The sequence below is a fragment of the Rhizobium tibeticum genome (assembly GCF_900110205.1).
GTDB lineage: Bacteria > Pseudomonadota > Alphaproteobacteria > Rhizobiales > Rhizobiaceae > Rhizobium > Rhizobium tibeticum.
Genome location: NZ_FOCV01000021.1, coordinates 44095 through 65609 on the forward strand (window position 1 = coordinate 44095; position 21515 = coordinate 65609).

A 21515-nucleotide genomic window follows, 5' to 3' on the forward strand; every position below is an offset into this window, starting at 1 on the left:
GTCAGCCGACTGCTTGCTTCCACTGGTGACGGCTAATCGCGTAGAGAACGTGGCGTTTCAGATGCGGATGCGTGTCGGGAACGCGGGGATGGTCGAAATCGCGATCCGGTTCGTGATGCAGGCCCAGTCGGCGCATGACGGCGGTGGAACGATGATTGTCCGCCACTGCGAAAGAGACGATCTCGGTAGAATTGAACTGGGTGAAGCCATGGCGAAGTGCCGCCGCGCCCGCTTCCGTCGCATATCCCTTGCCCCAATGCCGCTTCACAAGGCGCCAGCCGACCTCGATCGTGCCGGCCGGAAGGAACGGTTCGAGTTCGGGTTTCCAGAGGCCGCAAAAGCCGATCGGCTCATCGGTTTCCTTCAGGGCGATGGCGTAGAAGCCAAGCCCTGTAGTCGCAATGGCATCGCGAATATTGTCCAGCATCGAATCTGCTTCGGCGCGGTCGCGACGAAAGGCGAAGAATTCCATCACTTCAGGATCGGAATTGATCTCGTGGAAAAGCGGCCGATCCTCGTCGGTCCAATTGCGCAGAAGCAGGCGATCCGTCGTCGCGATCACTGTCATGGTGACACGAAATCCGTTTTCCGATAGCCCTGGATATAGAGCAGCGCCGTCAAGTCCGCGTGGTTGATCTGCATCTTCGCTTCCGCGGCAACGGTTGGCTTGGCGTGTAGTGCGACGCCTGAGCCTGCCAGATGCAGCATGCCGAGGTCGTTTGCCCCATCGCCGACGGCGATCGCTTCTTCTGGCGAAATTCCGAGCTTTTCTGCAATGTCGTTCAGTGCATCGACCTTGGCTTGCTTGCCAAGGATGGGTTCAGCGACGAAGCCGGAGAGGAGGCCGTTCTCTGCTACAAGAACGTTCGCGCGGTTTTCATCGAAGCCGAGCGTCTTCGCGATGGGGCCGGTGAAAACGGTGAAGCCGCCGGAGACTAGCGCCGTATAGTGTCCCTTCGATTTCATCGTGGCGATCAGTTCCGGACCGCCTGACGTCAGCGTGATGCGCTTGGCAATGACCTCGTCCACGACGGAAACCGGCAGCCCTTTCAAAAGTGCGACGCGCTCGCGAAGGGCTGGCTCGAAGGCGATCTCGCCGTTCATTGCACGAGCGGTAATGGCGGCAACTTTTTCTTTTAGCCCGACTTCGGCGGCGAGCTCGTCGATGCATTCCTGGCCGATCATGGTGGAGTCCATGTCGGCGATCAGAATCCGCTTACGGCGTGTCTCGGCATTCTGGATGACGAGGTCTATGGCCGCGCTGTTGATGACAGCGAGAATGCTGGCTCGAGCGGCTTCAATATCCGTCCCGTCTCTCAGCGCGATATCGCAAGCGATTCCGTCAGCAAGCCAGTAGAGGCCGGAAGCATTCGCCGCGTCGAATGCCTGCTCGGCAATCAGAGGCGTGAGAACAGGATTTGACGGATTGGCAACAAGCGTGGCAACGAGGGCCATGATGGAAAACCTTCTGAGCGCGATAAACGCGATCCTGATAACCGGGCCGACCGCCAGCGGCAAGTCCGCCTTGGCCGTTGAGCTGGCGAAACAGCACGACGGCGTCGTCATCAACGCCGATAGCATGCAGGTCTATGACACGCTGCGTGTGTTGACGGCGCGACCTTCAGAGGAGGACATGCAAGGCGTACCGCATCACCTCTACGGTCACGTCCCGGCGAACCGAGCCTATTCGACGGGCGCCTGGCTGCGGGATGTCACGGATCTTCTGCAGCGCCTGCGCGCCGGTGGCCGCAAACCGATCTTTGTGGGCGGAACGGGTCTCTACTTCAAGGCGCTGACAGGCGGGCTTTCGGATATGCCTGTGATACCGGACGAGTTGCGCAACAGGCTCCGTTCCCTCTTGCAGTCGGAAGGGCCAGACGAACTCTATCGACGACTGCAAGAGCGCGATCCATTGGTCGCCGACAGTCTGCGCCCACAGGATGGGCAGCGGATCGTAAGGGCGCTGGAAATTCTTGAGGCGACCGGTCGATCGATCGTCGATTTCCAGGCGCAGGCAGGCCCTGTGATCGTCGATCCTTCGACTTCTCGCAGGATCGTCGTGGAGCCGGAGCGAGCTGTCCTTCACCAGCGGATAAACGCCCGGTTCGAGAAGATGCTGGAGCAGGGGGCCGCCGACGAGGTGAGGGCGCTATCTGCCCTTTCGCTGTCGCCCGATATGCCCGTGATGAAGGCTATCGGCGTCTCGCAGATTGCGGCGATGTTGAGGGGAGAGCTTACGCGCGATGAAGTGCTGGAGCGGGGTGCAGCGGCGACGCGACAATACGCCAAGCGGCAAATGACTTGGTTTCGCAACCAGATGGACGAAAGCTGGGAGCGCCTACGGTAGAAACCGCCTGCGGCACTAGTCCTTGTTATTTAGGCTGCTGAGAGGCTTTTTCAGTATGCTGTCACGAAGGGACATGCCGGGTTCGCGGCGAATGCTTCCCGCAACGGTTGGCTTGTCGCCTTGTCCCGGCGATGTTTCTCCACGGATTTCGCGTCTCAGGGCTTCGAGGCGGCTGTCGATGGACGTTTGCGGTGCCGCGACAGTTGCGCGGGGTGCGGCGGCTAGAGGCTCGCGTTGCGAGCCCGCACCCGGCAGCATATCGCGGCGATAGGGTTCGAATGGGGCAAGTGGCGGCGTTGCCGGCAAGGGTGCCATTGGCGCCGACGGGTAGGAGGGGGAGACTGCCGGCTCGTCGAAGTCGTCACCATAGTCGTCTTCGTCCTCATAGGGACCGCTCGGGATCGCGGATGAATAGCTCTGCTGGAACGCCGAAATATCGGGACCGCTCACGGCGCGCATGCGCGTCACGATCTTGCGCAGGTCGACATTGTCAGGATCCTCTTCGCTTACCTTCACGTTGGCGCCGTTGGCCTTGGGCAGGTAGCGCTCGTCGACGCGCGAGAAGCGCATTCGCATCGGAACGCTGATGGCTTCGCCAAAGGCGATCGCCTCGCCGTTGCCGATCGAGGAAATGAAACTGGTCGTGGAGATGGATGAGTTCGGAATGGCCGAGCGAATGATCTCCTGGTCGCGATCATTGGCGAGGCGCATGGCAAAGAGCGTCGAGCACTGCGATAGGATCGTCTGGTCGAGTTCGCCGGGGCGCTGGGTGATGATCCCGAGCGATACGCCGTATTTGCGGCCCTCCTTGGCGATGCGGGCGATTGCCTGCCTTGTCGGGACGAAGCCGAGAGTCGGGTCGGAGGGAATGTAACGGTGCGCCTCTTCGCAGACGACGAGCATGTGGATGGCGCCGTCACTCCATAGAGCGATTTCAAAAGCCATGCGGCAAAGGACTGACGCAACGGAATTCACGACTTCGGACGGAATGCCTGACAGCTGGAAAGTGCAGATCGGCCTGCTGTCACCGGGGATGCGGAATATCTCCGCCACCGTCTCCATGATCGTGTCGCTGATCGTATTGCTGGAGAACATGAAGTGGTAGCGCGGGTCGTTGATGGCGGCAAGGACGCGCATCTTCAACGATCGGAGAAGAGGCTTTTCGCTGCGGCCTTCAAGCCTGCCGATGCGCTCATCGATCAGTGCGAGCAGATCGGCCATGCGGTAGGGCACGGGCGTATCGGCGGTGATAGAACTCTTCTCGGTCGTGCGTCGCACGAGGGAGCTGTCGCTGCCCCGGAAAGCACGCTTTGCCTCCGGCAACAGGTCCCGCAGGATATCGACCTCCTCGGGAATGGGTGTTCGGCCTCTAAAGACGACCTCCGCGAACTCCTCCAGCTTCATCAGCCAGAACGGCAGATCGAGTGTGTCCGTGTCGATGACCACGGAGTGCTTCGGGAAGGCGGCGGCAAATTCGTTGTGCGGGTCGAGGATCAGGACGCGCAGCTTCGGGTCGGCCTCGATCGCCTTGTGCAAAAGCAGAGATACGGCGGTCGACTTGCCGACGCCGGTCGAACCGACGATGGCGAAGTGCTTGGACAGCATCGAAGGGATATGGAGGGCGGCATCAATGCTCTCGTCCTGGGTGAGCTTGCCGATGACGGCCGTTGTTCCGCTGCCGGCATCATAGATGCGCATCAAGTCGGCCGAGCGGATCCGGTGCGCGACGGCGCCAAGGTAGGGATAGCGCGAGATGCCGGTGGAGAACTGCTCGCGGCCATCCTCGTCGACGCGGACTTCGCCGAGCAGTTCGGTTTCGATCTGGAAATAGTTGTCTTCGCCTTCACCCCAGCTGTGGCTGCCGGTGTTCATGGCGTAGACGAGGGCAACCACACGGTTCCGACCGACGCTGATGGAAATAAGCCTGCCGACCGACCACAGTTCTGCCAGCTCTGTGCCACCGGCTTCGGCGACGGCGGCGATTGTGGCGCGAGAGCCGCTACACGCAACAACGCGACCAAGAAGCCGGTTGCCCGGGCTCTGGTCATCGCGGCGGTCATGCTCGCCTGCCTTGCCTGACGTGTGCAAGTCCTTGTTCAGCAAAGGGCTACTCCCTGCGGTAGCAAAGAAGGATATGAGCGAACGTTTAAGAAAGTCTTTTTGCGACAGGCGGGCCGTTCCCGCACGCATTCGGCTGGTACGATGCTGCTCGATTTTTTATTGCGGCATGCGTTGACGATGCGAAATTTTCTGTCTATCACTTCGGCCCATGAAAATCGCAGTAGCTCTTATCGTGGTGGGAAGGCGCATGGGCAGGATGGTGTAACCATCCGGCGATAGCCACCCATGCGCTAGATGACAGGCTCCCTCAGGGGCCTTTTTTTATGTCCGAAATTCGGGCTTCCGGACCACAAAACTCAAATCCCAGCAGTCAAAACGGAAAAGAAACATGACGGGCACGGACAATCAGGCAGCAGGCAATCGGATGACGGGAGCGGAGATCGTCCTCCAGGCGCTGAGGGACAACGGCGTCGAGCACATCTTCGGCTATCCGGGCGGCGCTGTGCTGCCGATCTACGACGAGATCTTCCAGCAGGACGATATCAAGCATATCCTCGTTCGCCACGAACAAGGGGCCGGCCATGCCGCCGAAGGCTACGCTCGCTCCACCGGCAAGGTCGGGGTCATGCTCGTTACGTCGGGCCCTGGTGCGACGAATGCCGTCACCCCGCTGCAGGACGCGCTGATGGATTCGATCCCGCTCGTCTGCCTGACGGGCCAGGTTCCGACCTCGCTGATCGGCTCGGATGCGTTCCAGGAATGCGATACGGTCGGCATCACGCGCCCTTGCACCAAGCACAACTGGCTGGTCAAGGACGTCAACGAGCTGGCTGCTATCATCCATGAAGCGTTCCGCATCGCCCAGTCCGGCCGTCCCGGCCCGGTTGTCGTCGATATTCCGAAGGACGTGCAGTTTGCGACCGGCACCTATACGCCGCCGGCAGCGCACGCGATCCAGAAAAGCTATCAGCCGAAGGTCCAGGGCGATCTCAATCAGATCCAGGCGGCTGTCGAACTGATGGCGAATGCGAAGCGCCCGGTCATCTATAGCGGCGGCGGCGTTGTCAATTCCGGCCCCGAGGCCACCAAGCTGCTGCGTGAACTGGTCGAGCTGACGGACTTCCCGATCACCTCGACGCTGATGGGCCTCGGCGCCTATCCGGCTTCCGGCAAGAACTGGCTGAAGATGCTCGGCATGCACGGCTCCTACGAGGCGAACATGGCGATGCACGACTGCGACGTCATGGTCTGCATCGGCGCCCGCTTCGACGACCGCATTACCGGTCGTCTCAATGCCTTCTCTCCGAACTCGAAGAAGATTCACATCGATATCGATCCTTCGTCGATCAACAAGAATGTTCGCGTCGATATCCCGATCCGTGGCGATGTCGGCAATGTTCTGGAAGATATGGTTCGCCTGTGGCGGGCGCTGCCAAAGAAGCCGGAGAAGAGCCAGATCGCCGATTGGTGGGCCGATATCACCCGCTGGCGCGCGCGTAACTCCTTTGCCTACACCAAGAGCAACGACGTCATCATGCCGCAATACGCGCTGGAACGTCTCTATGCGCTGACCAAGGATCGCGATACCTACATCACAACCGAAGTCGGTCAGCACCAGATGTGGGCGGCACAATTCTATGGGTTCGAGAAGCCCAACCGCTGGATGACCTCGGGCGGCCTCGGCACGATGGGCTACGGCCTGCCGGCGGCACTCGGCGTGCAGATCGCGCATCCGGAAAGCCTCGTCATCGATATCGCCGGCGATGCCTCGATCCAGATGTGCATCCAGGAAATGTCGGCGGCTATTCAGCACAATGCGCCGATCAAGATCTTCATCATGAACAACCAGTACATGGGCATGGTCCGCCAGTGGCAGCAGCTGCTGCATGGCAACCGCCTGTCCAACTCCTATACAGAGGCGATGCCCGACTTCGTCAAGCTGGCGGAAGCTTATGGTGCCGTCGGCCTGCGTTGCGAGAAGCCTGCTGATCTCGATGCGACGATCCAGGAAATGATTGACGTGAAGAAGCCGGTGATTTTCGATTGCCGCGTTGCCAATCTCGCCAACTGCTTCCCGATGATTCCGTCGGGCAAGGCGCATAACGAGATGCTGCTGCCGGACGAGGCGACTGACGAAGCCGTTGCCAATGCCATCGACGCCAAGGGCCGAGCGCTCGTCTGATTTCCGGGAAGAGGAACCCAAGACCATGAATGCACATCTACAACCGACGGGCTCGGCCTACTTCATTTCACCGGAAACGGCGGCAGCCGAAAGCCACACGCTTTCAGTCCTCGTCGACAACGAGCCGGGCGTCCTTGCTCGTGTCATCGGCCTGTTCTCCGGCCGCGGCTACAATATCGAGAGCCTGACGGTTTCCGAGACTGAGCATCAGGCGCATCTGTCGCGAATTACCATTGTGACGCGCGGCACGCCACACGTCCTCGAGCAGATCAAGGCCCAGCTCGAGCGCATCGTGCCTGTTCACCGCGTGGTCGACCTGACGGTGCGCGCCCGCGAACTGGGTCAGGAACGACCGATCGAGCGCGAAGTGGCGCTGATCAAGGTGGTGGGCGAGGGCGAAACCCGTGCCGAGACGCTCCGTCTGGCCGATGCCTTTCATGCCAAGGTGGTCGATGCGACCGTCGAACACTTCATCCTGGAGCTGACCGGCAAGTCATCGAAGATCGACCAGTTCGTCGCGATCATGAAGCCGCTCGGCCTCATCGAAGTCTGCCGCACCGGCATTGCAGCGATGAACCGCGGGTCGCAGGGGATGTAAGTCACCGTACAGTGATATCTAAGGCCGTTGGCGATCAGAGCATTTCCAGCGGCTTTTTTCTTGCCGGAGGCGGGAAAGCGGCATCAAGGGCTGCCCAATCCTCGTCGGTGATATCGAGCGAAACGGCATCGCGGTTTTCGGCTGCGCGGGCAGCGCTCGACGTCTTCGGGATAACCATTACATCGTCGCGCTCCAGCAGGAAGGCAAGCGCCACCTGCGCCGGCGTCGCCTGGTAGGCCTTGGCGACGCGGATTAGTTCCGGATGATGCAGGATCCGCCCCTGTTCGATCGGCGAGTAGGCCATAACCGGGATTTGGCGCTCCTGGCACCAAGGCAACAGGTCGTATTCGATGCCGCGGCGCGACAGGTTGTAGCACCTGATTGGCCGCGACATTGCGGCCGCCCGGAACTCCGAGCAATTCCCTCATGTCGTCCTCGTCGAAGTTGGAAACGCCCCAGGCACCGATCTTGCCTGATGCCTTCAGTTCTTCGAATGCTTCGACGGTTTCCGACAGCGGGTGGTCGCCACGCCAGTGCAGCAGATAAAGGTCGATCCGATCTGTGCGGAGACGCGAGAGGCTGTGTTCGCAGGCACCAATCGTTCCCGATCGGCTAGCGTTCCAGGGATACACTTTGCTGACGAGAAAGACCTCCTCACGGCGACCGCGGATCGCTTCGCCGACGATCCTCTCCGCGCCACCGTCGGCGTACATTTCCGCTGTATCAATCAGGGTCATGCCGAGGTCGAGGCCGGCCCGCAGGCTCTCCATCTCGCTCTTCGCCTCGGAAGGTTTCTCGCCCATGTTCCAGGTTCCCTGGCCAAGTGCCGGGACTTCGATGCCGTTCGGGAAGCGGATAAGCGGGATGGCGGCGTCTTGCATGATGGTCGTTCCGTTTTCGATCAAGGTTGGACGGCCCGGCAATCTTTCAACCAATCCTGTCACCATGACAATGATTACATGGAATGACGAATTTAGGTCAGTTATGCTGACCTAAACCAAATTGAGCCCGCCAACCAACCGCGGGCCTCCGGGAGGTCTCATGCCGCTGGATACATTTCTGGCTCTTGTTCTGTTTGCCTTCACGACATCGATCACGCCAGGTCCCAACAATATGATGCTGTTCGCATCCGGCGTGAACTTCGGTTTCCGCCGCACCGTTCCACATATGCTGGGTATCGGGGCAGGTTTTTTCTTTCTGCTGATCGGCGTAGGATTCGGACTTGGGGCACTGCTGCATACGGTGCCGGTGCTCTATACGACGCTGAAGTTTGCCGGCGGCGCTTATCTTGCCTGGATCGCCTGGAAGATCGCGACATCGCGTACTCTTGGCGAAGGCAAAAGCGGCGTGGAGCCGATGTCGTTCCTGTCGGCGGCAGCCTTCCAGTGGATCAATCCCAAGGCATGGGTCATGGCGGTGACCGCGATGGCGACCTATACGATCCCGGACATCTATCTCGCGAGCGTCCTGATCGTCGGCTTCGCCTTCGCGCTGGTCAACGTTCCGACCGTGTCGACTTGGGCAGGGTTCGGCTCGGCCCTGCGCGATTGGCTGTCGGATCCTGTACGGCTCAAATGGTTCAACATCACTATGGCCGTATTGTTGGTGCTCAGCCTCTGGCCAATGCTAAAATAGTGCGATCGTCGGTTTGTTGAGCATTAGCCACAGGATGCCGATAACTGCGAAGAACGCCGGAAATCCAAAAGCAAACCAGAAGCGATAAAGCCGGAAGTAGGCCGCGGGTAACTCTGTTTGCTCCGCGCTGGCCGCGCGGGCAAGATTTCGGATACGGATTTGAATACCCACGACCGGTAGCCAGAAAAGGCCGGTAAAGACGTAGAGAAGCAATGAAAGGGCGATCCAGCCCTCCGTCAGTTCCCAGCCCATCAGTCTCGCCAATAGATAGCCTGTCACCGGTTGGAGAACTGAGGCGGTCGCCGTGAACAGCGCATCGGCGATGACGACGGTTCCTGCGACATGAGCGATCAGCTTCGGATCCCGCGTCCTGTGTGCAAGCACCATGAAGAAAGCGATGCCAGCGCCCGTGCCGAACAGGACGGTCGCGCCGATCACGTGTGCCAGCAGCAGCAACTGTTCGAGCATCATCTTTCATCCAGAATGGCGAGGGTGGCCAGCGTCAGCATGAGCGACGGCAGGACTTTGACCAAAGGGCCAAGCGGATCGAGCCACAGGGAAGGTTCGACGATGGTGGCACCGGCAAGATAGGTCAGCGATACCAACATCATGCCGTGCATGGCTCGGCGGGCGAGTGGCCGCACGAGGACAGCCGCACCGAGCAGCATATCGATCAGGCAGGTGAGGACGGTCAGCGACGCGGCAGGGCCTGCCTGCAGCAGGGGTAGAAAATGTGTGGCAGCACGTTGAATATCAAGCAGCGGCAGAAAACCCGACAGCAGCCAGAAGATCGACAGAGTGCCAATCATCAGCGGCTTCAAGAGGTAGAGCCTGGCAAACCAAAGATCCTGCACGCCGGCCGGGTTCATGCCCAGGATGTCCCGCGCCGACGCTGTAGCAATACCAGGGTCACTGCCGGCGCTTGGTTGGATGCCTTCCGCCATGACCGCCATGGCTGTGGAGCGCAAGGGTGAGCGCCATCCAAGGCGACCGGCAGCGTCTGCGAGCCAGGTGACCGGCCTGGCAGCGATGGCAGGCAGGCAAACCACATTTGCGTGCGGCAAACCAAGCCATTGCCGGTGGAGGGTGACGAGTTTGGCGAGCGTCAATTGCTCGGTCGATGCAAGATCCGCGTCAGCGCCTGATGGGAACTGTCCCGCCACAGCGCTGCTTACCGCCGCCGCCACGTCATCAAGCGCGACTGCTGCGACCGGACTTGCTGCATGAACGAGCGGGATGCCGAAGGGCAGGGCAGCGAGGGCGCGCAGCAGCGCCGAACCACCATGGGCGTTGCGGCCGAGGACGAGGGCCGGGCGCAGGATGACATGAGCAGGCCACTTGCCGCGAGCGCTTCGTCAGCCTGACGTTTCGTTGTCAGGAACGGTAGGTCGCCGGCGGCGCCGTTCGTCCGTGCGGATATCTGCACAATGAGAGGGCGCGCTTGCTGTGCGGCGGCGTAGAGCGCCAGCATTGCCTTGTGTTGTGTCGCCGCCAGCTCGTCGGCAAGGCCGTCCTGCAGAGCGCCGGCACAATTGACGACGGCGTCATGACCTTCAATGACGGCGCTCCAATCTTCTGCGTGCAGCATTTTAGACAGATCAGCCGCTATCCACTTGATATCTGGCAATTTCAGGCGCGCGCGCGATGGGTTGCGTCCGAGGCCGGTCACACGATGCCCATCGGCCAGCAGGCGGGCCGCTGTCGCCGAACCGATAAAGCCTGTCGCGCCGAGAATCAGGATGTTCATGGCATCGAACTTAACCGAAAAGTTGCATCGGCATAGAATGTCTTGGCGAGACCCAAGCAAGAGCCTAAAGATGGCCGCAGATTGGCGGAGGAGAACATCTCGTGCACGACGACGATCATCATCACGACCACGATAACCGCTACACCGACATGCAGGCGCGGGTGAGGGCGCTTGAGACGGTCCTGACGGAGAAGGGGCTGATCGATCCGGCGGCAATCGATGCGATCGTGGAGACCTACGAGACGAAAGTCGGCCCGCGCAACGGGGCGCGCGTCGTTGCCAGGGCCTGGAGTGATCCTGAATTTGCCGAGGGGTTGCGGCGTGATGCGACGGCCGCCATCGCGAGCCTCGGCTATACCGGCCGTCAGGGTGAGCATATGCGCGCGGTCTTCAACACCGCCGATACGCACAATCTCGTCGTCTGCACGCTTTGCTCCTGTTATCCGTGGTCCGTGCTTGGCCTGCCGCCGGTCTGGTACAAGGCCCCCGCCTATCGCTCGCGTGCGGTGATCGATCCGCGGGGCGTGCTGGCTGAATTCGGTGTGATGTTGCCGGAGAATACGAAGATCCGCGTTTGGGATTCGACTGCAGAGCTGCGTTATCTGGTCATTCCCGAGCGACCGGAAGGCACAGAAGGGTGGAGCGAGGAGCAGCTTGTCGATCTCGTCAGCCGCGACGCGATGATCGGGACGGGTCTCGCGGCTGTGGCGGGAGTTGCGCCATGAACGGCCCTCACGACCTTGGCGGTCAGATGGGCTTCGGCCCAGTTGCGCCCGAGAAGAACGAGCCGTATTTCCATGCGGAGTGGGAGAAACGGGCACTTGGACTTACGCTTTCCAGTGGTGCGTTTGGCGCCTGGAATATCGACGAAAGCCGGCATGCCCGCGAAAGCATCCCACCCGCGAATTATCTTGGCGCGAACTACTACGAGATCTGGATGCGGGCGCTTGAGGTGCTGCTGCAGCGCCATGGCTTCGTGACGGCCGACGAGATCGATGCCGGCCGCAAGCAGACGGACGGAGCGACGCCGAAGCGCGTCCTCACGGCCGACATGGTCGCGGGCGTGATCGCCAAGGGCGGCCCTTGCGACCGACCAGTGGCGACGCCGCCCCGCTTCTCAGAAGGTGACAGGGTTCGAACGAGAAATTTCAACCCGACGACACATACGCGGCTGCCGCGCTATGCCCGTTCAAAATCCGGTGTGGTGGAAGCGGTTCAGGGCTCCTTTGACTTTCCTGACGACAACGCGCACGGGAAAGGCGAGAATCCACAATGGGTCTATACGGTCGTGTTCGGTGGCGGCGAAATCTGGGGCGAAGGCGCCGATCCGACGCTCAGCGTGTCGATCGATGCCTGGGAGAACTATCTTGAGCCAGTGTGAGACACGCTCGCCGCTGGCGCAATCGCCGCAACTGCCCAAATCGTGCGATGGTGAGCCGGTTTTTCCTGAGCCATGGGCTGCGGAAGCCTTTGCCATGACGGTGCATCTGCACGAGCGAGGCATCTTTACCTGGGGCGAGTGGGCTGAGACCCTATCGCGGGAGTTGCACCAGCCCGGCCGCGCCGAGGACGGCGGCGACTACTTCGATTGCTGGGTGGCCGCGCTTTCTGCGATCCTCGTCAAACTCGGCGTCGCTGATGCCGACATGATCCTCGATCTGCAGAAAAGCTGGCAGCGGGCGGCGGAGGCGACGCCGCATGGCAAGCCGATCGAGCTCGCCAATGATCCGCTGCACTGACGATCAGGACGGAAACTGCCTGTAGCATTCCTCCGCGACCTTTCTCAGTACATCGCGCGAGACCTCGCCGGTCACGGCATAGCCGAGTTCACCATCGATCCAATAAAAGGTTTCGACCTTGCCGGATGAGGCAAAGCGGAAACTGGTCGATCTGTTATCCGCGTTGCGCCCGACGAGTACCGTCAGGCGTTCGCCTGCCTGATCCTCGTACATGAACATCGCACCCGGCCTGCCGTCGACGGGCAAAAGGCGACCGCCGACCAGCTTGAAGCCGAGTTCCTGCAGGTTCGGAACCTTGAGATCCTGAACGGCTAGCCGCTTGCCGAGCCAGGTAGCGAGGTGAGCCTCCTCATTGGCAAAGACCTCGACGGGATGACGGACTTCACCGGCGTAAACCAGGAAGGCGTTGCGGGCTTCATTGGGAAGCGTTTCGAGTTCCGTCAGTTGCAGATCCGGCTTTTCAAACAGCGCCGGGCCGTAGTGGCCGCTCAGAGCCCCAAGCCCAAAAATGCCGGCGATTGCGGCTGTCATGGCCAATCGTTTCGGCCAGCTTGCGCGCCCACTACGGCCCGTGACAAGCTCAACGTCCGTATCCCTGGACATTTCGTAGCCTGCAAAAAGCGATCGGATCTCGCCATTTTGTACCGTCCATTCCGCCACTCTGGCGGCATCATCCGGATTGTCGCTGAGCCACGCCTCGATGCGCGCCCGTGCTTGTTCGGGAAGCTGCCCGTCGGCATAGGCATGCAGATCCGCTTCGGTCACGGTCTGGTTGATCTCATTCATTTCGGTCTCCGAAGCGTAATGACATTGTCAGCCTTCATGCGCTCTCCTATCCGTTGGCGTGCGCGCGACAGACGCGACATAACGGTGCCGATCGGGATATCGAGCGCGGTTGCAACCTCCTGATAGGTATAGCCTTCGATGACGACCAGCATCAGCACCGAGCGGTTCTCCTCGGAAAGACTGTTCACGGCGTCCTCCAGCCGCGAACGTTCCAACGGATCGGGGGTTGGATCCACCGACACGATGTCCTCGGCGCTGTCGAGTTCCACGAATGGCGCACGACCGGTCTGGCGGCGACTGTTGCGATAGAGGTTCGTCATGATGGTGAGCACCCAGCCGCGCAGGTTCAACCCCCGCCACTGCCCGCGGCGGGCGAGCACCTTCTCGACGCAGTCCTGCAGCAAGTCCTCGCCGTCCGCATCGGAGCGCGTGAGGCTCCGCGAATAACGCCTCAGCGAGGGAAGGAGGGCCAGGATCTGGCCCTCGAACGCATCGTGACCTGGTGTCTTCAAGTCGGTTCGCTCACGGCTTGACGAGATCCCAGTTGCCGCCGACGCCGTCACCGGTGATATCGCCCATCTTCTTGTCTTTCACCCAGAAATAGAGCGGCATGCCGTCCTTGGCCCACTGCTTGCTGCCGTCTTTTCGTTCGACAATCGAGTATGCACCCTCTGGCTTCGCACCGCTAGCGGCCATCAGCGGCGGCCAGTTCTTGGCGCACTCGTCGTAGCAATTGGAAACGCCCATCTTGTCCTTCTTGAACGTGTAGAGAGTCATGCCGTTTTCGCCGGCAAGAACCTCGCCCTTGGTGGACTTTACGGCCTTGACGGGCGGGGCCGCAAATGCGGACGTTGTGGCGGCGGATGCAATGGCAATTGCGATCAGCATTGTTGCGGATTTCATGGGCTCACTCCTCACGCGTTGGGCACGCTTGATTGCGTTGCCAGACATGAGACACGACAGGCGCCGGTTTTATTCCCATGCGATCCTCAATGCGCTCGGATTTTCAGGGTTGCCTATCCCCGGCGAATCCTGCCAAGTCGATCCACGATGCAATTTGCTCCGCAACAAGATGAAGCCCTGAAGGCCGTTTCTAGATGGCTGAAGGAAGGGCGGTCGCCGCTTTTCCGCCTGTTTGGCTATGCCGGCACGGGCAAGACCACACTTGCGCGCCACTTCGCGGAGCACGTCGATGGTGAAGTGCTGTTTGCCGCGTTTACAGGCAAGGCGGCGCAGGTGCTGCGGTCGCGGGGTGCCAGCAATGCGAAGACGATCCACTCGCTGATCTATCGTCCGCGCGGCGAGGAAGCCGTCGAGGACGAGGAGACGGGCAAGACCTCCATCGCTCCGATGTTTTCCATCAACCGGCAGAGTCCGGTGGCCAAGGCCGCCCTCATCGTGGTCGACGAATGTTCGATGGTGGATGAGGCGCTCGGCCGGGACCTGATGAGCTTCGGCACCCCGATCCTGGTGCTCGGTGACCCGGGGCAGTTGCCTCCCGTTTCCGGCGGCGGGTTCTTCACAAATCAGGAGCCGGACTATCTGTTGACGGATATTCACCGCCAGGCTCGCGACAATCCGATCATCCAGCTCGCGATGCAGGTGCGTGAGGGCAACGAAGTTAGTTACGGCGACTATGGCACCGCGCAGGTCATCTCAAAAGGCGAAGTGAACCAGTCGCTGGTGCTTGATGCCGATCAGGTGCTCGTCGGTACCAACAGAACGCGACGTCGGTACAATCAGCGCCTTCGCGCGTTGAAGGGCTTTAATACCGAATACCCGCAAACGGGCGACAAGCTGGTCTGTCTGCGCAACGATCCGGCAAAGGGCTTGCTCAACGGCTCGCTCTGGCAGGTGATGACGTCGTCCAAGGAGACGACGAAGCCCGGCATCAACCTGTTGATCCGGCCTGAAGACGACGACATGGATCGCGGCGCGGCGAAGGTCAAACTGCTGAAGCAGGCTTTCGAGGACGTCGAGGGTGAAATCCCTTGGAACACGCGCAAGCGATATGACGAATTCGATTATGGATATGCGCTGACGGTTCACAAAGCGCAGGGCTCGCAGTGGAACAACGTCGTGCTGTTCGATGAAAGCTGGGCGTTCCGCGACACGCGCGAGCGGTGGCTCTACACGGCAATCACGCGCGCAGCGGAGACGCTGACGATCGTGCGTTAAGGCTTGCCGGCTGCCGTCAGACCTGGACGACACCCAGCATGACGGCCTGGGCAATGGCCTGAAAGCGGTTGTTGGCTCGGAATTTCACGATGATGCCGGATTCGAGATTTTGAGCATCGTCATTTGGAAGGTCGAGGGTGCGTGCAATGCGCTGCGTGGAAAGCCCTGCAGCCATCAATGCCAGACACCGCAACTCCTGATCCGTGAGTGGCGATGCGCCTTGATTGTCGTTGAGCGGTTGATCGTCGGTTGCTTCGTTGTCGAGCAGCTCGTTCACCTGCTGCATCTGCCGATGCAATGTGGACATTTCCGCGCTGAGTTCGCGTTTGCGGGTCACCAGCGCGTCGCGAAACAAAGTCTCGGCAGCTTCCTGCGAGTCGGCCTCGATGAGGTCGTTCATCAGGTCCTGGATCACAGCTACCGCCATACCCGCCTCGCGGCAGGCGTTGATGAGGGCCATGCGCATGACGTCGCCCGGCTCATAGACGCGCATCAGACCGATTCGGCTGGCAGAAATCAGTCCCTTCTCCTCATAGAAGTGCAGGGTACGATGCGTAACGCCGAAGGCATTGGCCATATCGGCGATCGGGACTCGTCCGCGGGGCAAATCGGCAGGGAGGGCCGCTGAAGGGAGGAAACGGTGCCGCGGTCGCGTTTGTGTCGCTAGGTCTGACGTGAACCCCTGCTTGTAACCTTCTGCCATGGTGTCCCTCCCATTGTGCTCATTGTGCGTCTGCAAATTGCAAAAGGGTGCGGCTGAGTGGGGTTCCCTCTTATCGTTTCTGTTTAGGCATCGAAGCAACTGGCGGTGTTCTCTTCGATATCGAGAGCCTACGTTACTCGTGATTGACGTATTTTGTTAGTATCAAAATTAGTGACCTTTAATTTGCAGGGAAAAGTTGCCCTTGTGATGACGATTCTCGTGAGAAATCAGCGTTGGAGAAACGCTTGATCGTTTAAAGCGCGAAGACCGAACCAGATGTACTTTCAGCGTCGCACTGATGGGTGAAACATTCGCGTCATCACAGATTCACATGCATTCATGTACGAATCTCGTTGGTCCGTGCCGGTTCATTGGCTTAGAAACGATCATCCTTCGCTTCATTGGAATCCTGCCATGCCGACCACGCTTTCCGTCAATCTCAATGCCGTCGCGATGCTGCGCAACCGCCGTGACCTGCCGTGGCCGAGTCTCGAGGGGCTGGGGCGGATCGCGCTAAAATCTGGCGCGAGCGGATTGACCGTGCATCCGCGGCCCGACCAGCGGCACATTCGCTTCTCCGACCTGCCCATCATCCGCAACCTGATCGATGATGAATTTCCGGATGCCGAGTTCAATATCGAAGGCTATCCGACCGATGAGTTTCTTGAACTCTGCGCCGGTGCAGCACCCGAGCAGGTAACACTGGTTCCGGACGATCCTTCGCAGGCAACCTCTGATCATGGCTGGGATTTCCGCAAACACCGGGACTTTCTGGTAGAGGTGATTGCGCGGCTGAAGAAGACGGGCACGCGCGTATCGCTGTTCGCCGATGGCGACGGGGACGCCGAGGCCGTCGCGATCGCCAAGGCGGTCGGCGCTGACCGGATCGAACTCTATACGGGTCCTTATGGTGGGTGCTTCGATTCGCCCGAACGGGCAGGGCCGATCCTTGAGGCGCTCGGCAAGACAGCGGATGCGGCGCTGGCGATCGGCCTGGGCGTCAATGCGGGGCACGATCTGACGGTGGCGAACTTGCCGCCGCTCGTAAAGCGCATTCCGAATCTCGCCGAGGTATCCATCGGGCATGGGCTGACAGCGGATGCGCTTGAATTCGGCATGGCCGAAACGGTCCGGCGGTTCTGCCGGGCGTGCGGCCAGAAGATCTAAGGCCGCAAATAGGCGAAAGCCCGCGCCGGTGGGGGGTGCGAAGCGGGCTTCCTTGAACCGCTCAAGCGATGAGGGCGGCCTTGTGCGCGACGACGAAGTCCTTAAGCGTTTCAGGCTTCTTGCCGGTCAGCTTCTCATAATCGGCTGTCACCTGATCAAAGTTGCCTGCGCGGATGTTGGCGTCGGCTGAGACCAGCATGTCTGCGACGAAATCGGGCAGACCTGCGCCGCGCATGCCCTGGCCAAGCTGCTCATCGGTGACTTTGATGGCCTTCAGCGGCTTTCCGACGGCATCAGCGATCGTTGCGGCGATCTGGTCAGCTGTCAGGGATTCAGCGCCGGTCAGTGTATAGGTTGCGCTTTCGTTTGTGCTTGAGGCAAGAGCTGCCGCGATCGCCCGCGCGCAGTCTTCGCGGGAGATGTTGGGAACCCTGCCTTCGCCACAACCCGTGTACCAGCGTCCGGACTGGAGATTATGCGGCATGCCGTGGAGATAATTGTCCATGTACCAGGCATTGCGAATGATCGTGTAGGGAATGCCCGTTGCCTTGATGGCATTCTCGGTGCCGAGGTGGTCCGGCGCGAAGGTCACCAGGGATTTGTCCGGCGAGGGCATCGACGTGTAGGCGATATGGGTCACGCCCACTTTGGCCGCTGCATCCACCGCTGCCTTATGCTGCTTGAGCCTCTGACCGGGGACGGCAAGCGCGTCGGTGCTGATGATCAGCAGCCGATCGACGCCCTTGAAGGCAGCTTCGAGCGAGGCGGCGTCGTCGAAATCGGCCTTGCGGGCGATGACGCCCTTGGCGACAAGGTCTGCGAGCTTGGCGGGATCGCGCGTGGCGGCGATGATGTTTGACGCCGGAACTTTTTCGGTCTCGAGCAGATGATGGATGACCTTCTGGCCGAGTTGGCCGGCGGCGCCGGTGATGAGAATGGTCTCGCTCATGTCTTTCCTCTAGGTTCGTTGCAGTCTCAAAAAGAGAGTAGCTCTAGATTAGGAATTGACTGGGGTCTGTAAAGAGGGCAGTTTTTTCGCTCTACCTTACCAAAAGGGAACCAAGGATGAGCGGCGCCGTCGTCAACCTGAAGAACAAGGCACCCGGCATTCGTCGTGAAGTCGATCTTAGCAAGCTCGACTTCAGCAATTGCCCGGTCCGGGACATGATGCAGCAGATCGGCGGCAAATGGTCGACGCTGATGCTCGAGGCGTTGTCGCAGCGTCCATACCGATTCGGCGAGTTGCGGCGGATGATCCCTGACATCTCGCAGCGCATGCTGACGCAGACGTTAAGAGATCTGCAGCGTGACGGCTATATCGAGCGGGAGGTGTTTCCGACCAAGCCGCCGAGTGTCGAGTATCGCATGACCGATCTTGGCCGCTCGCTCTACGCCACCCTCGCACTGCTGCTGAACTGGGCGGAAGAAAACCATGATGCGGTTCGCGCCGCCCGGCGCAGCTTCGACTCAGCCAACGTCTGAGACTGCCTGCAGATTGCGGCCTTCCGTCAGGAAGAGAAGGAACGCAAAGGCCGGGAACGAGAAGCCGATCCAGGCAGTCATCGTCCAACCACCGGTGGCATAAGCCCAGCCGCCCACGGCCGATCCGATTGCTCCGCCGGCAAAGAACGTCGCCATGTAGAGGCCGTTCAGACGGCTGCGATGCTCGGCGCTGATCGCGTAGATCGCACGCTGTCCGCAGACAAGATTGGTCGTGACGCCGAAATCGAGCAGGATCGCCGCCGCCGTCAGTAACAGCAGCGCCGTCGGCGAACCGTCCGTCGCGAAGTGGCTGATGAGAAAGGCCGACATTCCGAGCAGCATCGCCAGCGTTGAGGCAGCCTTGGTCAGGCCGCGGTCGGCCAGGCGTCCGGCGATCGGCGAAGCGATGGCACCGGCAGCACCCGCCAGCGCGAACAAGGCAATACCGTTCTGCGTTAGCCCGAATTCCGGGCCGGCCAGAAGCAGGGGCGTGGTGGTCCAGAACAGGCTGAAAGCAGCGAACATGCCGGCCTGATAAAGTGCGCGACGCTGGAGAACCCGCGAATGGAGGGCGAGGTCCGCCATAGAGGCGAGCAGCTTGCCATAGCTCAGCTTGGTGTGAGGAACACGCACTGGCAGGTTAGCCCTCAGAATGACGACGAGCGCGATCATCAAGGCAGCGGTGACGAAGTAGACCATGTGCCAGGACGTCGCCTCGGCAAGGAAGCTGGCGAAGGGGCGCGCCAGCATGATGCCACACAGCAGCCCGCTCATGACGTTGCCGACGACGCGGCCACGGCTTGCGTCCGGCGCCATGTGGGCGGCAAAGGGAACGAGCACCTGGACGGCGACCGAGGCGAGGCCGATGCACAACGAGGCCAGGAGAAACGTCGGTGGAGTCGACGATAGAGCTGCGCCGACGAGAGCGACGGCAGAGACGGCGATGAGGGTCAGCACAAGTCTGCGGTTCTCCAGCAGGTCGCCGAGGGGAACGATCAGCAGAAGGCCGAGACCGTAGCCGATCTGCGTCAGGGTGACGATCAGGCCGGTTGCCGCCGGTGTGAAGCCGAGGGAGGCGCTGATCGGGCCTGCGAGCGGCTGGCCGTAGTAGAGATTGGCCGCGACGAGCCCGCAGGCGGCAGCGAAAAGAAACGTCATCAACGGCGAGATCGTCTGTGGCGCGACGGTTTCCCGCGTGGTGGTCGAAAGGGTCATAGTGGGCTCCGGTGGGGCTATCGGATGATTAAAAAAGGTTGCGTGCTGAGGCGGGTCGATCGCAACCCGATTCACACAAGAAGCTTCATTGCAGTCTCGGCGACAGCGGTCATGTCGTCCTCATTGCGCCCCGTCTTGCCGACCACGCGCATTCCTTTGGTCACGCACAGAAGTGTCCGGGCAGTGGCGGCGACCTCGATCTCGCGAGAGATCGAGCCGTCGCTTTGGCCGAGGCGGAGGAGGTCGGCGACCAGGTTTTCGTTGGCCGTGAAGGCGGCTGCGACACGTTCGGCAGCCTCTTCGTCGAAAAGCGCAAGCTCGTTTGCGCTGCCGACGACCAAGCAGCCCCGCCGCCCCGAGGTGCCGTGGGAGGAGAGGGCATAGTGGGCAAGGACCTGCCGAATCTTGTCGCGGCCGGTTTCGACTTTCGCCATGCGGGCATCCAGCAGGCCGCGACGCACCGTGCGATACCGGTCGAAGGCTGCGAGGAATATTCCGCGCTTGTCCTTGAACGCCTTGTAGACGCTGCCGGAGGCAAGGCCCATTGCCTCTGTGAGTTCGCTGATCGACGCAGCATGATAGCCGCGCTCGGAAAAAACCTGCAGTGCCTTGTCCAGTGCTGCATCGCGATCGAACTGGCGCGGTCGTCCGCGTGTGCGGGTGGTTTCAGTGAAGGTCGTCATGGTCATGATTGACTTAATTAGGAAACGATCGTTTCCAAATCAAGTGAAACTTTTGCGACGCAGCAAATCAGAGATCAAGAATCCAGGTCTGACCGTTTTCCTCGGGCCCGAACATGCGGTGCCTCTCTTCAGACACAAGGCGAAAACCGGTCTTTAAGTAGATGCCGCGCGCAGCGTGCAGGATGTCGTTCGTCCATAGCGAGATTTGTCGATATTTCTTTGCCCTGGCAAAGCGAATGCACTCGTCCACCAGCATCTTGCCGAGCCCGAGGCCGCGAGCCGCCTTGTCCACGTAGAGCAGGCGAAGCTTCGCAACGCCGTCGCCACCATTGGTGACAAGGATCGAACCGATGTTGGTGCCGCCGCGTTCGGCGATCCAGCAATACTCCATCGACGGATCGAAATTCCTCAGGAACTTGCCGGCGACCTCTGCAACAAGGCCCTCGAAGCGCATGTCCCAGCCGTATTCCTCGGTATAGGCCTTGCCCTGGCTCTGGACGATCCAGCCGATATCTCCGGGCCTGTGGGCGCGGATGACCAATGGAGGGGGTGCGGCGTCCGGATCGAGTAGCGAGCGGATGGCTGTCATTGCCGTTACAACGCTTTGCGGCTCGCCCGCGGCGAGGTTACCGAAGCGCTCAGCGATCTGAGCATTTGAGCGCCTGCCAAGTTCCTCGAACTGATCGTGTCCCTTGGTCGTGACCGTAATGATCTGACTGCGCAGATCGCTGGGATCGGCTTTTGTTTCGATCAGGCCGCCGGCTCGAAAGCGCTTGAGGATCCGACTGAGATAGGCGGGGTCGAGGTGCAGGTCGCGGGCAAGAGTGACCGCGCTTACACCTTTGCGAGAGCCGATCTCGAAGAGGACACGCGCGTCGCTGAGCGTGAACTCCGTATCGAGATAGGCCCGGTTCAAGACGCCGAGAAAGTTGGTGTAGAAGCGATTGAAGTCGCGGGCGACGTCGATCAAGCCAGAGTCGGACATGGACAAA

At 60.6% G+C, this 21515-nt stretch carries 22 protein-coding genes and 2 pseudogenes; 10 read left to right on the forward strand and 14 right to left on the reverse strand.

The window, feature by feature from the left end:
* Position 1: 1 nt before the first annotated feature.
* Together BSG20_RS21665 and serB are read right to left on the reverse strand one after the other, a co-directional pair.
* The gene (locus BSG20_RS21665) at positions 2-568 is read right to left on the reverse strand and encodes a GNAT family N-acetyltransferase (protein ID WP_072378319.1); all 567 of its coding nucleotides are present in this window, start codon (positions 566-568) and stop codon (positions 2-4) included.
* On the reverse strand, positions 565-1455 hold the full coding sequence (gene serB / locus BSG20_RS21670) for a phosphoserine phosphatase SerB (RefSeq protein WP_072378317.1): 891 nt from the start codon (positions 1453-1455) through the stop codon (positions 565-567). The genes BSG20_RS21665 and serB overlap by 4 nt, the downstream gene beginning before the upstream one ends.
* Between serB and miaA the strand changes: the two genes are divergently transcribed.
* Positions 1454-2347 carry a tRNA (adenosine(37)-N6)-dimethylallyltransferase MiaA gene (miaA, locus tag BSG20_RS21675; protein ID WP_072378315.1) on the forward strand — a complete coding sequence of 298 codons (894 nt, stop codon included), beginning with the start codon at positions 1454-1456 and terminating at the stop codon, positions 2345-2347. The two genes, serB and miaA, sit on opposite strands and share 2 nt — an antisense overlap.
* 15 nt (positions 2348-2362) lie before the next feature.
* On the opposite strand, the gene BSG20_RS21680 is transcribed toward miaA, so the two are convergent.
* Positions 2363-4450: an ATP-binding protein gene (locus BSG20_RS21680; RefSeq protein WP_072378313.1), complete on the reverse strand. Its 2088-nt coding sequence runs from the start codon at positions 4448-4450 to the stop codon at positions 2363-2365.
* Positions 4451-4796: 346 nt separating this feature from the next.
* On the opposite strand from BSG20_RS21680, the gene BSG20_RS21685 reads away from it, so the two are divergent.
* Positions 4797-6590 carry an acetolactate synthase 3 large subunit gene (locus BSG20_RS21685; RefSeq protein WP_072378310.1) on the forward strand — a complete coding sequence of 598 codons (1794 nt, stop codon included), beginning with the start codon at positions 4797-4799 and terminating at the stop codon, positions 6588-6590.
* Positions 6591-6615: 25 nt separating this feature from the next.
* Positions 6616-7188: an acetolactate synthase small subunit gene (gene ilvN / locus BSG20_RS21690; protein ID WP_037120182.1), complete on the forward strand. Its 573-nt coding sequence runs from the start codon at positions 6616-6618 to the stop codon at positions 7186-7188.
* 34 nt (positions 7189-7222) lie between these two features.
* Here ilvN and BSG20_RS21695 read toward each other — a convergent pair.
* Positions 7223-8069: pseudogene (locus tag BSG20_RS21695) on the reverse strand (aldo/keto reductase).
* Between the two features lie 160 nt (positions 8070-8229).
* On the opposite strand from BSG20_RS21695, the gene BSG20_RS21700 reads away from it, so the two are divergent.
* Positions 8230-8823, forward strand: a complete 594-nt coding sequence (locus BSG20_RS21700) for a LysE family translocator (RefSeq protein ID WP_072378308.1) — start codon at positions 8230-8232, stop codon at positions 8821-8823.
* Here the strand turns inward: BSG20_RS21700 and BSG20_RS21705 are convergent.
* Together BSG20_RS21705 and BSG20_RS21710 are read right to left on the reverse strand one after the other, a co-directional pair.
* On the reverse strand, positions 8815-9291 hold the full coding sequence (locus tag BSG20_RS21705; RefSeq protein ID WP_072378306.1) for a DUF2269 family protein: 477 nt from the start codon (positions 9289-9291) through the stop codon (positions 8815-8817). The genes BSG20_RS21700 and BSG20_RS21705 overlap by 9 nt on opposite strands.
* Positions 9291-10570, reverse strand: a pseudogene (locus tag BSG20_RS21710) (NAD(P)H-binding protein). The gene BSG20_RS21705 and the pseudogene BSG20_RS21710 overlap by 1 nt, the downstream one beginning before the upstream one ends.
* A gap of 149 nt (positions 10571-10719) precedes the next feature.
* Between BSG20_RS21710 and nthA the strand changes: the two are divergent.
* Genes nthA through BSG20_RS21725 form a run of 3 tightly spaced genes read left to right on the forward strand, consistent with a single transcriptional unit; the run spans position 10720 to position 12309 of the window.
* A complete protein-coding gene (nthA, locus tag BSG20_RS21715) occupies positions 10720-11295 on the forward strand; it encodes a nitrile hydratase subunit alpha (protein WP_420884124.1) in 576 nt (191 codons plus the stop codon).
* Entirely contained in the window at positions 11292-11951 is a 660-nt protein-coding gene (nthB, locus tag BSG20_RS21720) for a nitrile hydratase subunit beta (RefSeq protein WP_072378302.1), read from the forward strand. Before nthA ends, nthB begins: the two co-directional genes overlap by 4 nt.
* Positions 11938-12309, forward strand: a complete 372-nt coding sequence (locus tag BSG20_RS21725) for a nitrile hydratase accessory protein (RefSeq protein ID WP_072378300.1) — start codon at positions 11938-11940, stop codon at positions 12307-12309. Before nthB ends, BSG20_RS21725 begins: the two co-directional genes overlap by 14 nt.
* A gap of 3 nt (positions 12310-12312) precedes the next feature.
* On the opposite strand, the gene BSG20_RS21730 is transcribed toward BSG20_RS21725, so the two are convergent.
* The 3 genes from BSG20_RS21730 to BSG20_RS21740 are packed head-to-tail and all read right to left on the reverse strand — an operon-like array spanning position 12313 to position 13998.
* The gene (locus BSG20_RS21730; RefSeq protein WP_072378298.1) at positions 12313-13095 is read right to left on the reverse strand and encodes an anti-sigma factor family protein; all 783 of its coding nucleotides are present in this window, start codon (positions 13093-13095) and stop codon (positions 12313-12315) included.
* Entirely contained in the window at positions 13092-13607 is a 516-nt protein-coding gene (locus BSG20_RS21735) for an RNA polymerase sigma factor (protein WP_072378296.1), read from the reverse strand. Before BSG20_RS21735 ends, BSG20_RS21730 begins: the two co-directional genes overlap by 4 nt.
* 10 nt (positions 13608-13617) lie before the next feature.
* On the reverse strand, positions 13618-13998 hold the full coding sequence (locus BSG20_RS21740) for a COG4315 family predicted lipoprotein (protein ID WP_072378294.1): 381 nt from the start codon (positions 13996-13998) through the stop codon (positions 13618-13620).
* Between the two features lie 147 nt (positions 13999-14145).
* Here BSG20_RS21740 and BSG20_RS21745 point away from each other — a divergent pair, with 147 nt between their 5' ends.
* Entirely contained in the window at positions 14146-15273 is a 1128-nt protein-coding gene (locus tag BSG20_RS21745) for an ATP-dependent DNA helicase (RefSeq protein WP_072378292.1), read from the forward strand.
* Positions 15274-15289: 16 nt separating this feature from the next.
* Here BSG20_RS21745 and BSG20_RS21750 read toward each other — a convergent pair whose 3' ends face one another.
* Positions 15290-15976 (reverse strand): MerR family transcriptional regulator, encoded by a 687-nt coding sequence (locus BSG20_RS21750; RefSeq protein ID WP_072378290.1) that lies wholly within the window; start codon positions 15974-15976, stop codon positions 15290-15292.
* Between the two features lie 414 nt (positions 15977-16390).
* Here BSG20_RS21750 and BSG20_RS21755 point away from each other — a divergent pair, with 414 nt between their 5' ends.
* A complete protein-coding gene (locus BSG20_RS21755) occupies positions 16391-17143 on the forward strand; it encodes a pyridoxine 5'-phosphate synthase (RefSeq protein ID WP_072378404.1) in 753 nt (250 codons plus the stop codon).
* A gap of 61 nt (positions 17144-17204) precedes the next feature.
* Here the strand turns inward: BSG20_RS21755 and BSG20_RS21760 are convergent, their stop codons facing one another.
* Positions 17205-18092: an SDR family oxidoreductase gene (locus tag BSG20_RS21760; RefSeq protein WP_072378288.1), complete on the reverse strand. Its 888-nt coding sequence runs from the start codon at positions 18090-18092 to the stop codon at positions 17205-17207.
* A 116-nt stretch (positions 18093-18208) separates the two neighbouring features.
* Between BSG20_RS21760 and BSG20_RS21765 the strand changes: the two genes are divergently transcribed.
* A complete protein-coding gene (locus BSG20_RS21765; RefSeq protein ID WP_072378286.1) occupies positions 18209-18625 on the forward strand; it encodes a winged helix-turn-helix transcriptional regulator in 417 nt (138 codons plus the stop codon).
* On the opposite strand, the gene BSG20_RS21770 is transcribed toward BSG20_RS21765, so the two are convergent.
* The 3 genes from BSG20_RS21770 to BSG20_RS21780 form a co-directional block, all read right to left on the reverse strand.
* Positions 18611-19840: an MFS transporter gene (locus tag BSG20_RS21770; RefSeq protein ID WP_072378284.1), complete on the reverse strand. Its 1230-nt coding sequence runs from the start codon at positions 19838-19840 to the stop codon at positions 18611-18613. The two genes, BSG20_RS21765 and BSG20_RS21770, sit on opposite strands and share 15 nt — an antisense overlap.
* Positions 19841-19911: 71 nt before the next feature.
* The gene (locus BSG20_RS21775) at positions 19912-20529 is read right to left on the reverse strand and encodes a TetR/AcrR family transcriptional regulator (protein ID WP_072378282.1); all 618 of its coding nucleotides are present in this window, start codon (positions 20527-20529) and stop codon (positions 19912-19914) included.
* A 61-nt stretch (positions 20530-20590) separates the two neighbouring features.
* On the reverse strand, positions 20591-21508 hold the full coding sequence (locus BSG20_RS21780) for a bifunctional helix-turn-helix transcriptional regulator/GNAT family N-acetyltransferase (RefSeq protein ID WP_072378280.1): 918 nt from the start codon (positions 21506-21508) through the stop codon (positions 20591-20593).
* Positions 21509-21515 lie beyond the last annotated feature (7 nt).

Coding starts and splice junctions, on each gene's coding strand:
- BSG20_RS21685 (WP_072378310.1), top strand. CDS start 4,797: ATGACGGGCACGGACAATCAGGCAGCAGGCAATCGGATGACGGGAGCG.
- BSG20_RS21750 (WP_072378290.1), bottom strand. CDS start 15,976: ATGGCAGAAGGTTACAAGCAGGGGTTCACGTCAGACCTAGCGACACAA.
- BSG20_RS21665 (WP_072378319.1), bottom strand. CDS start 568: ATGACAGTGATCGCGACGACGGATCGCCTGCTTCTGCGCAATTGGACC.
- BSG20_RS21740 (WP_072378294.1), bottom strand. CDS start 13,998: ATGAAATCCGCAACAATGCTGATCGCAATTGCCATTGCATCCGCCGCC.
- miaA (WP_072378315.1), top strand. CDS start 1,454: ATGATGGAAAACCTTCTGAGCGCGATAAACGCGATCCTGATAACCGGG.
- BSG20_RS21775 (WP_072378282.1), bottom strand. CDS start 20,529: ATGACCATGACGACCTTCACTGAAACCACCCGCACACGCGGACGACCG.
- BSG20_RS21765 (WP_072378286.1), top strand. CDS start 18,209: ATGAGCGGCGCCGTCGTCAACCTGAAGAACAAGGCACCCGGCATTCGT.
- BSG20_RS21705 (WP_072378306.1), bottom strand. CDS start 9,291: ATGCTCGAACAGTTGCTGCTGCTGGCACACGTGATCGGCGCGACCGTC.
- BSG20_RS21745 (WP_072378292.1), top strand. CDS start 14,146: ATGCAATTTGCTCCGCAACAAGATGAAGCCCTGAAGGCCGTTTCTAGA.
- BSG20_RS21770 (WP_072378284.1), bottom strand. CDS start 19,840: ATGACCCTTTCGACCACCACGCGGGAAACCGTCGCGCCACAGACGATC.
- BSG20_RS21760 (WP_072378288.1), bottom strand. CDS start 18,092: ATGAGCGAGACCATTCTCATCACCGGCGCCGCCGGCCAACTCGGCCAG.
- BSG20_RS21730 (WP_072378298.1), bottom strand. CDS start 13,095: ATGAATGAGATCAACCAGACCGTGACCGAAGCGGATCTGCATGCCTAT.
- BSG20_RS21700 (WP_072378308.1), top strand. CDS start 8,230: ATGCCGCTGGATACATTTCTGGCTCTTGTTCTGTTTGCCTTCACGACA.
- serB (WP_072378317.1), bottom strand. CDS start 1,455: ATGGCCCTCGTTGCCACGCTTGTTGCCAATCCGTCAAATCCTGTTCTC.
- nthA (WP_420884124.1), top strand. CDS start 10,720: ATGCAGGCGCGGGTGAGGGCGCTTGAGACGGTCCTGACGGAGAAGGGG.
- ilvN (WP_037120182.1), top strand. CDS start 6,616: ATGAATGCACATCTACAACCGACGGGCTCGGCCTACTTCATTTCACCG.
- nthB (WP_072378302.1), top strand. CDS start 11,292: ATGAACGGCCCTCACGACCTTGGCGGTCAGATGGGCTTCGGCCCAGTT.
- BSG20_RS21755 (WP_072378404.1), top strand. CDS start 16,391: ATGCCGACCACGCTTTCCGTCAATCTCAATGCCGTCGCGATGCTGCGC.
- BSG20_RS21780 (WP_072378280.1), bottom strand. CDS start 21,508: ATGTCCGACTCTGGCTTGATCGACGTCGCCCGCGACTTCAATCGCTTC.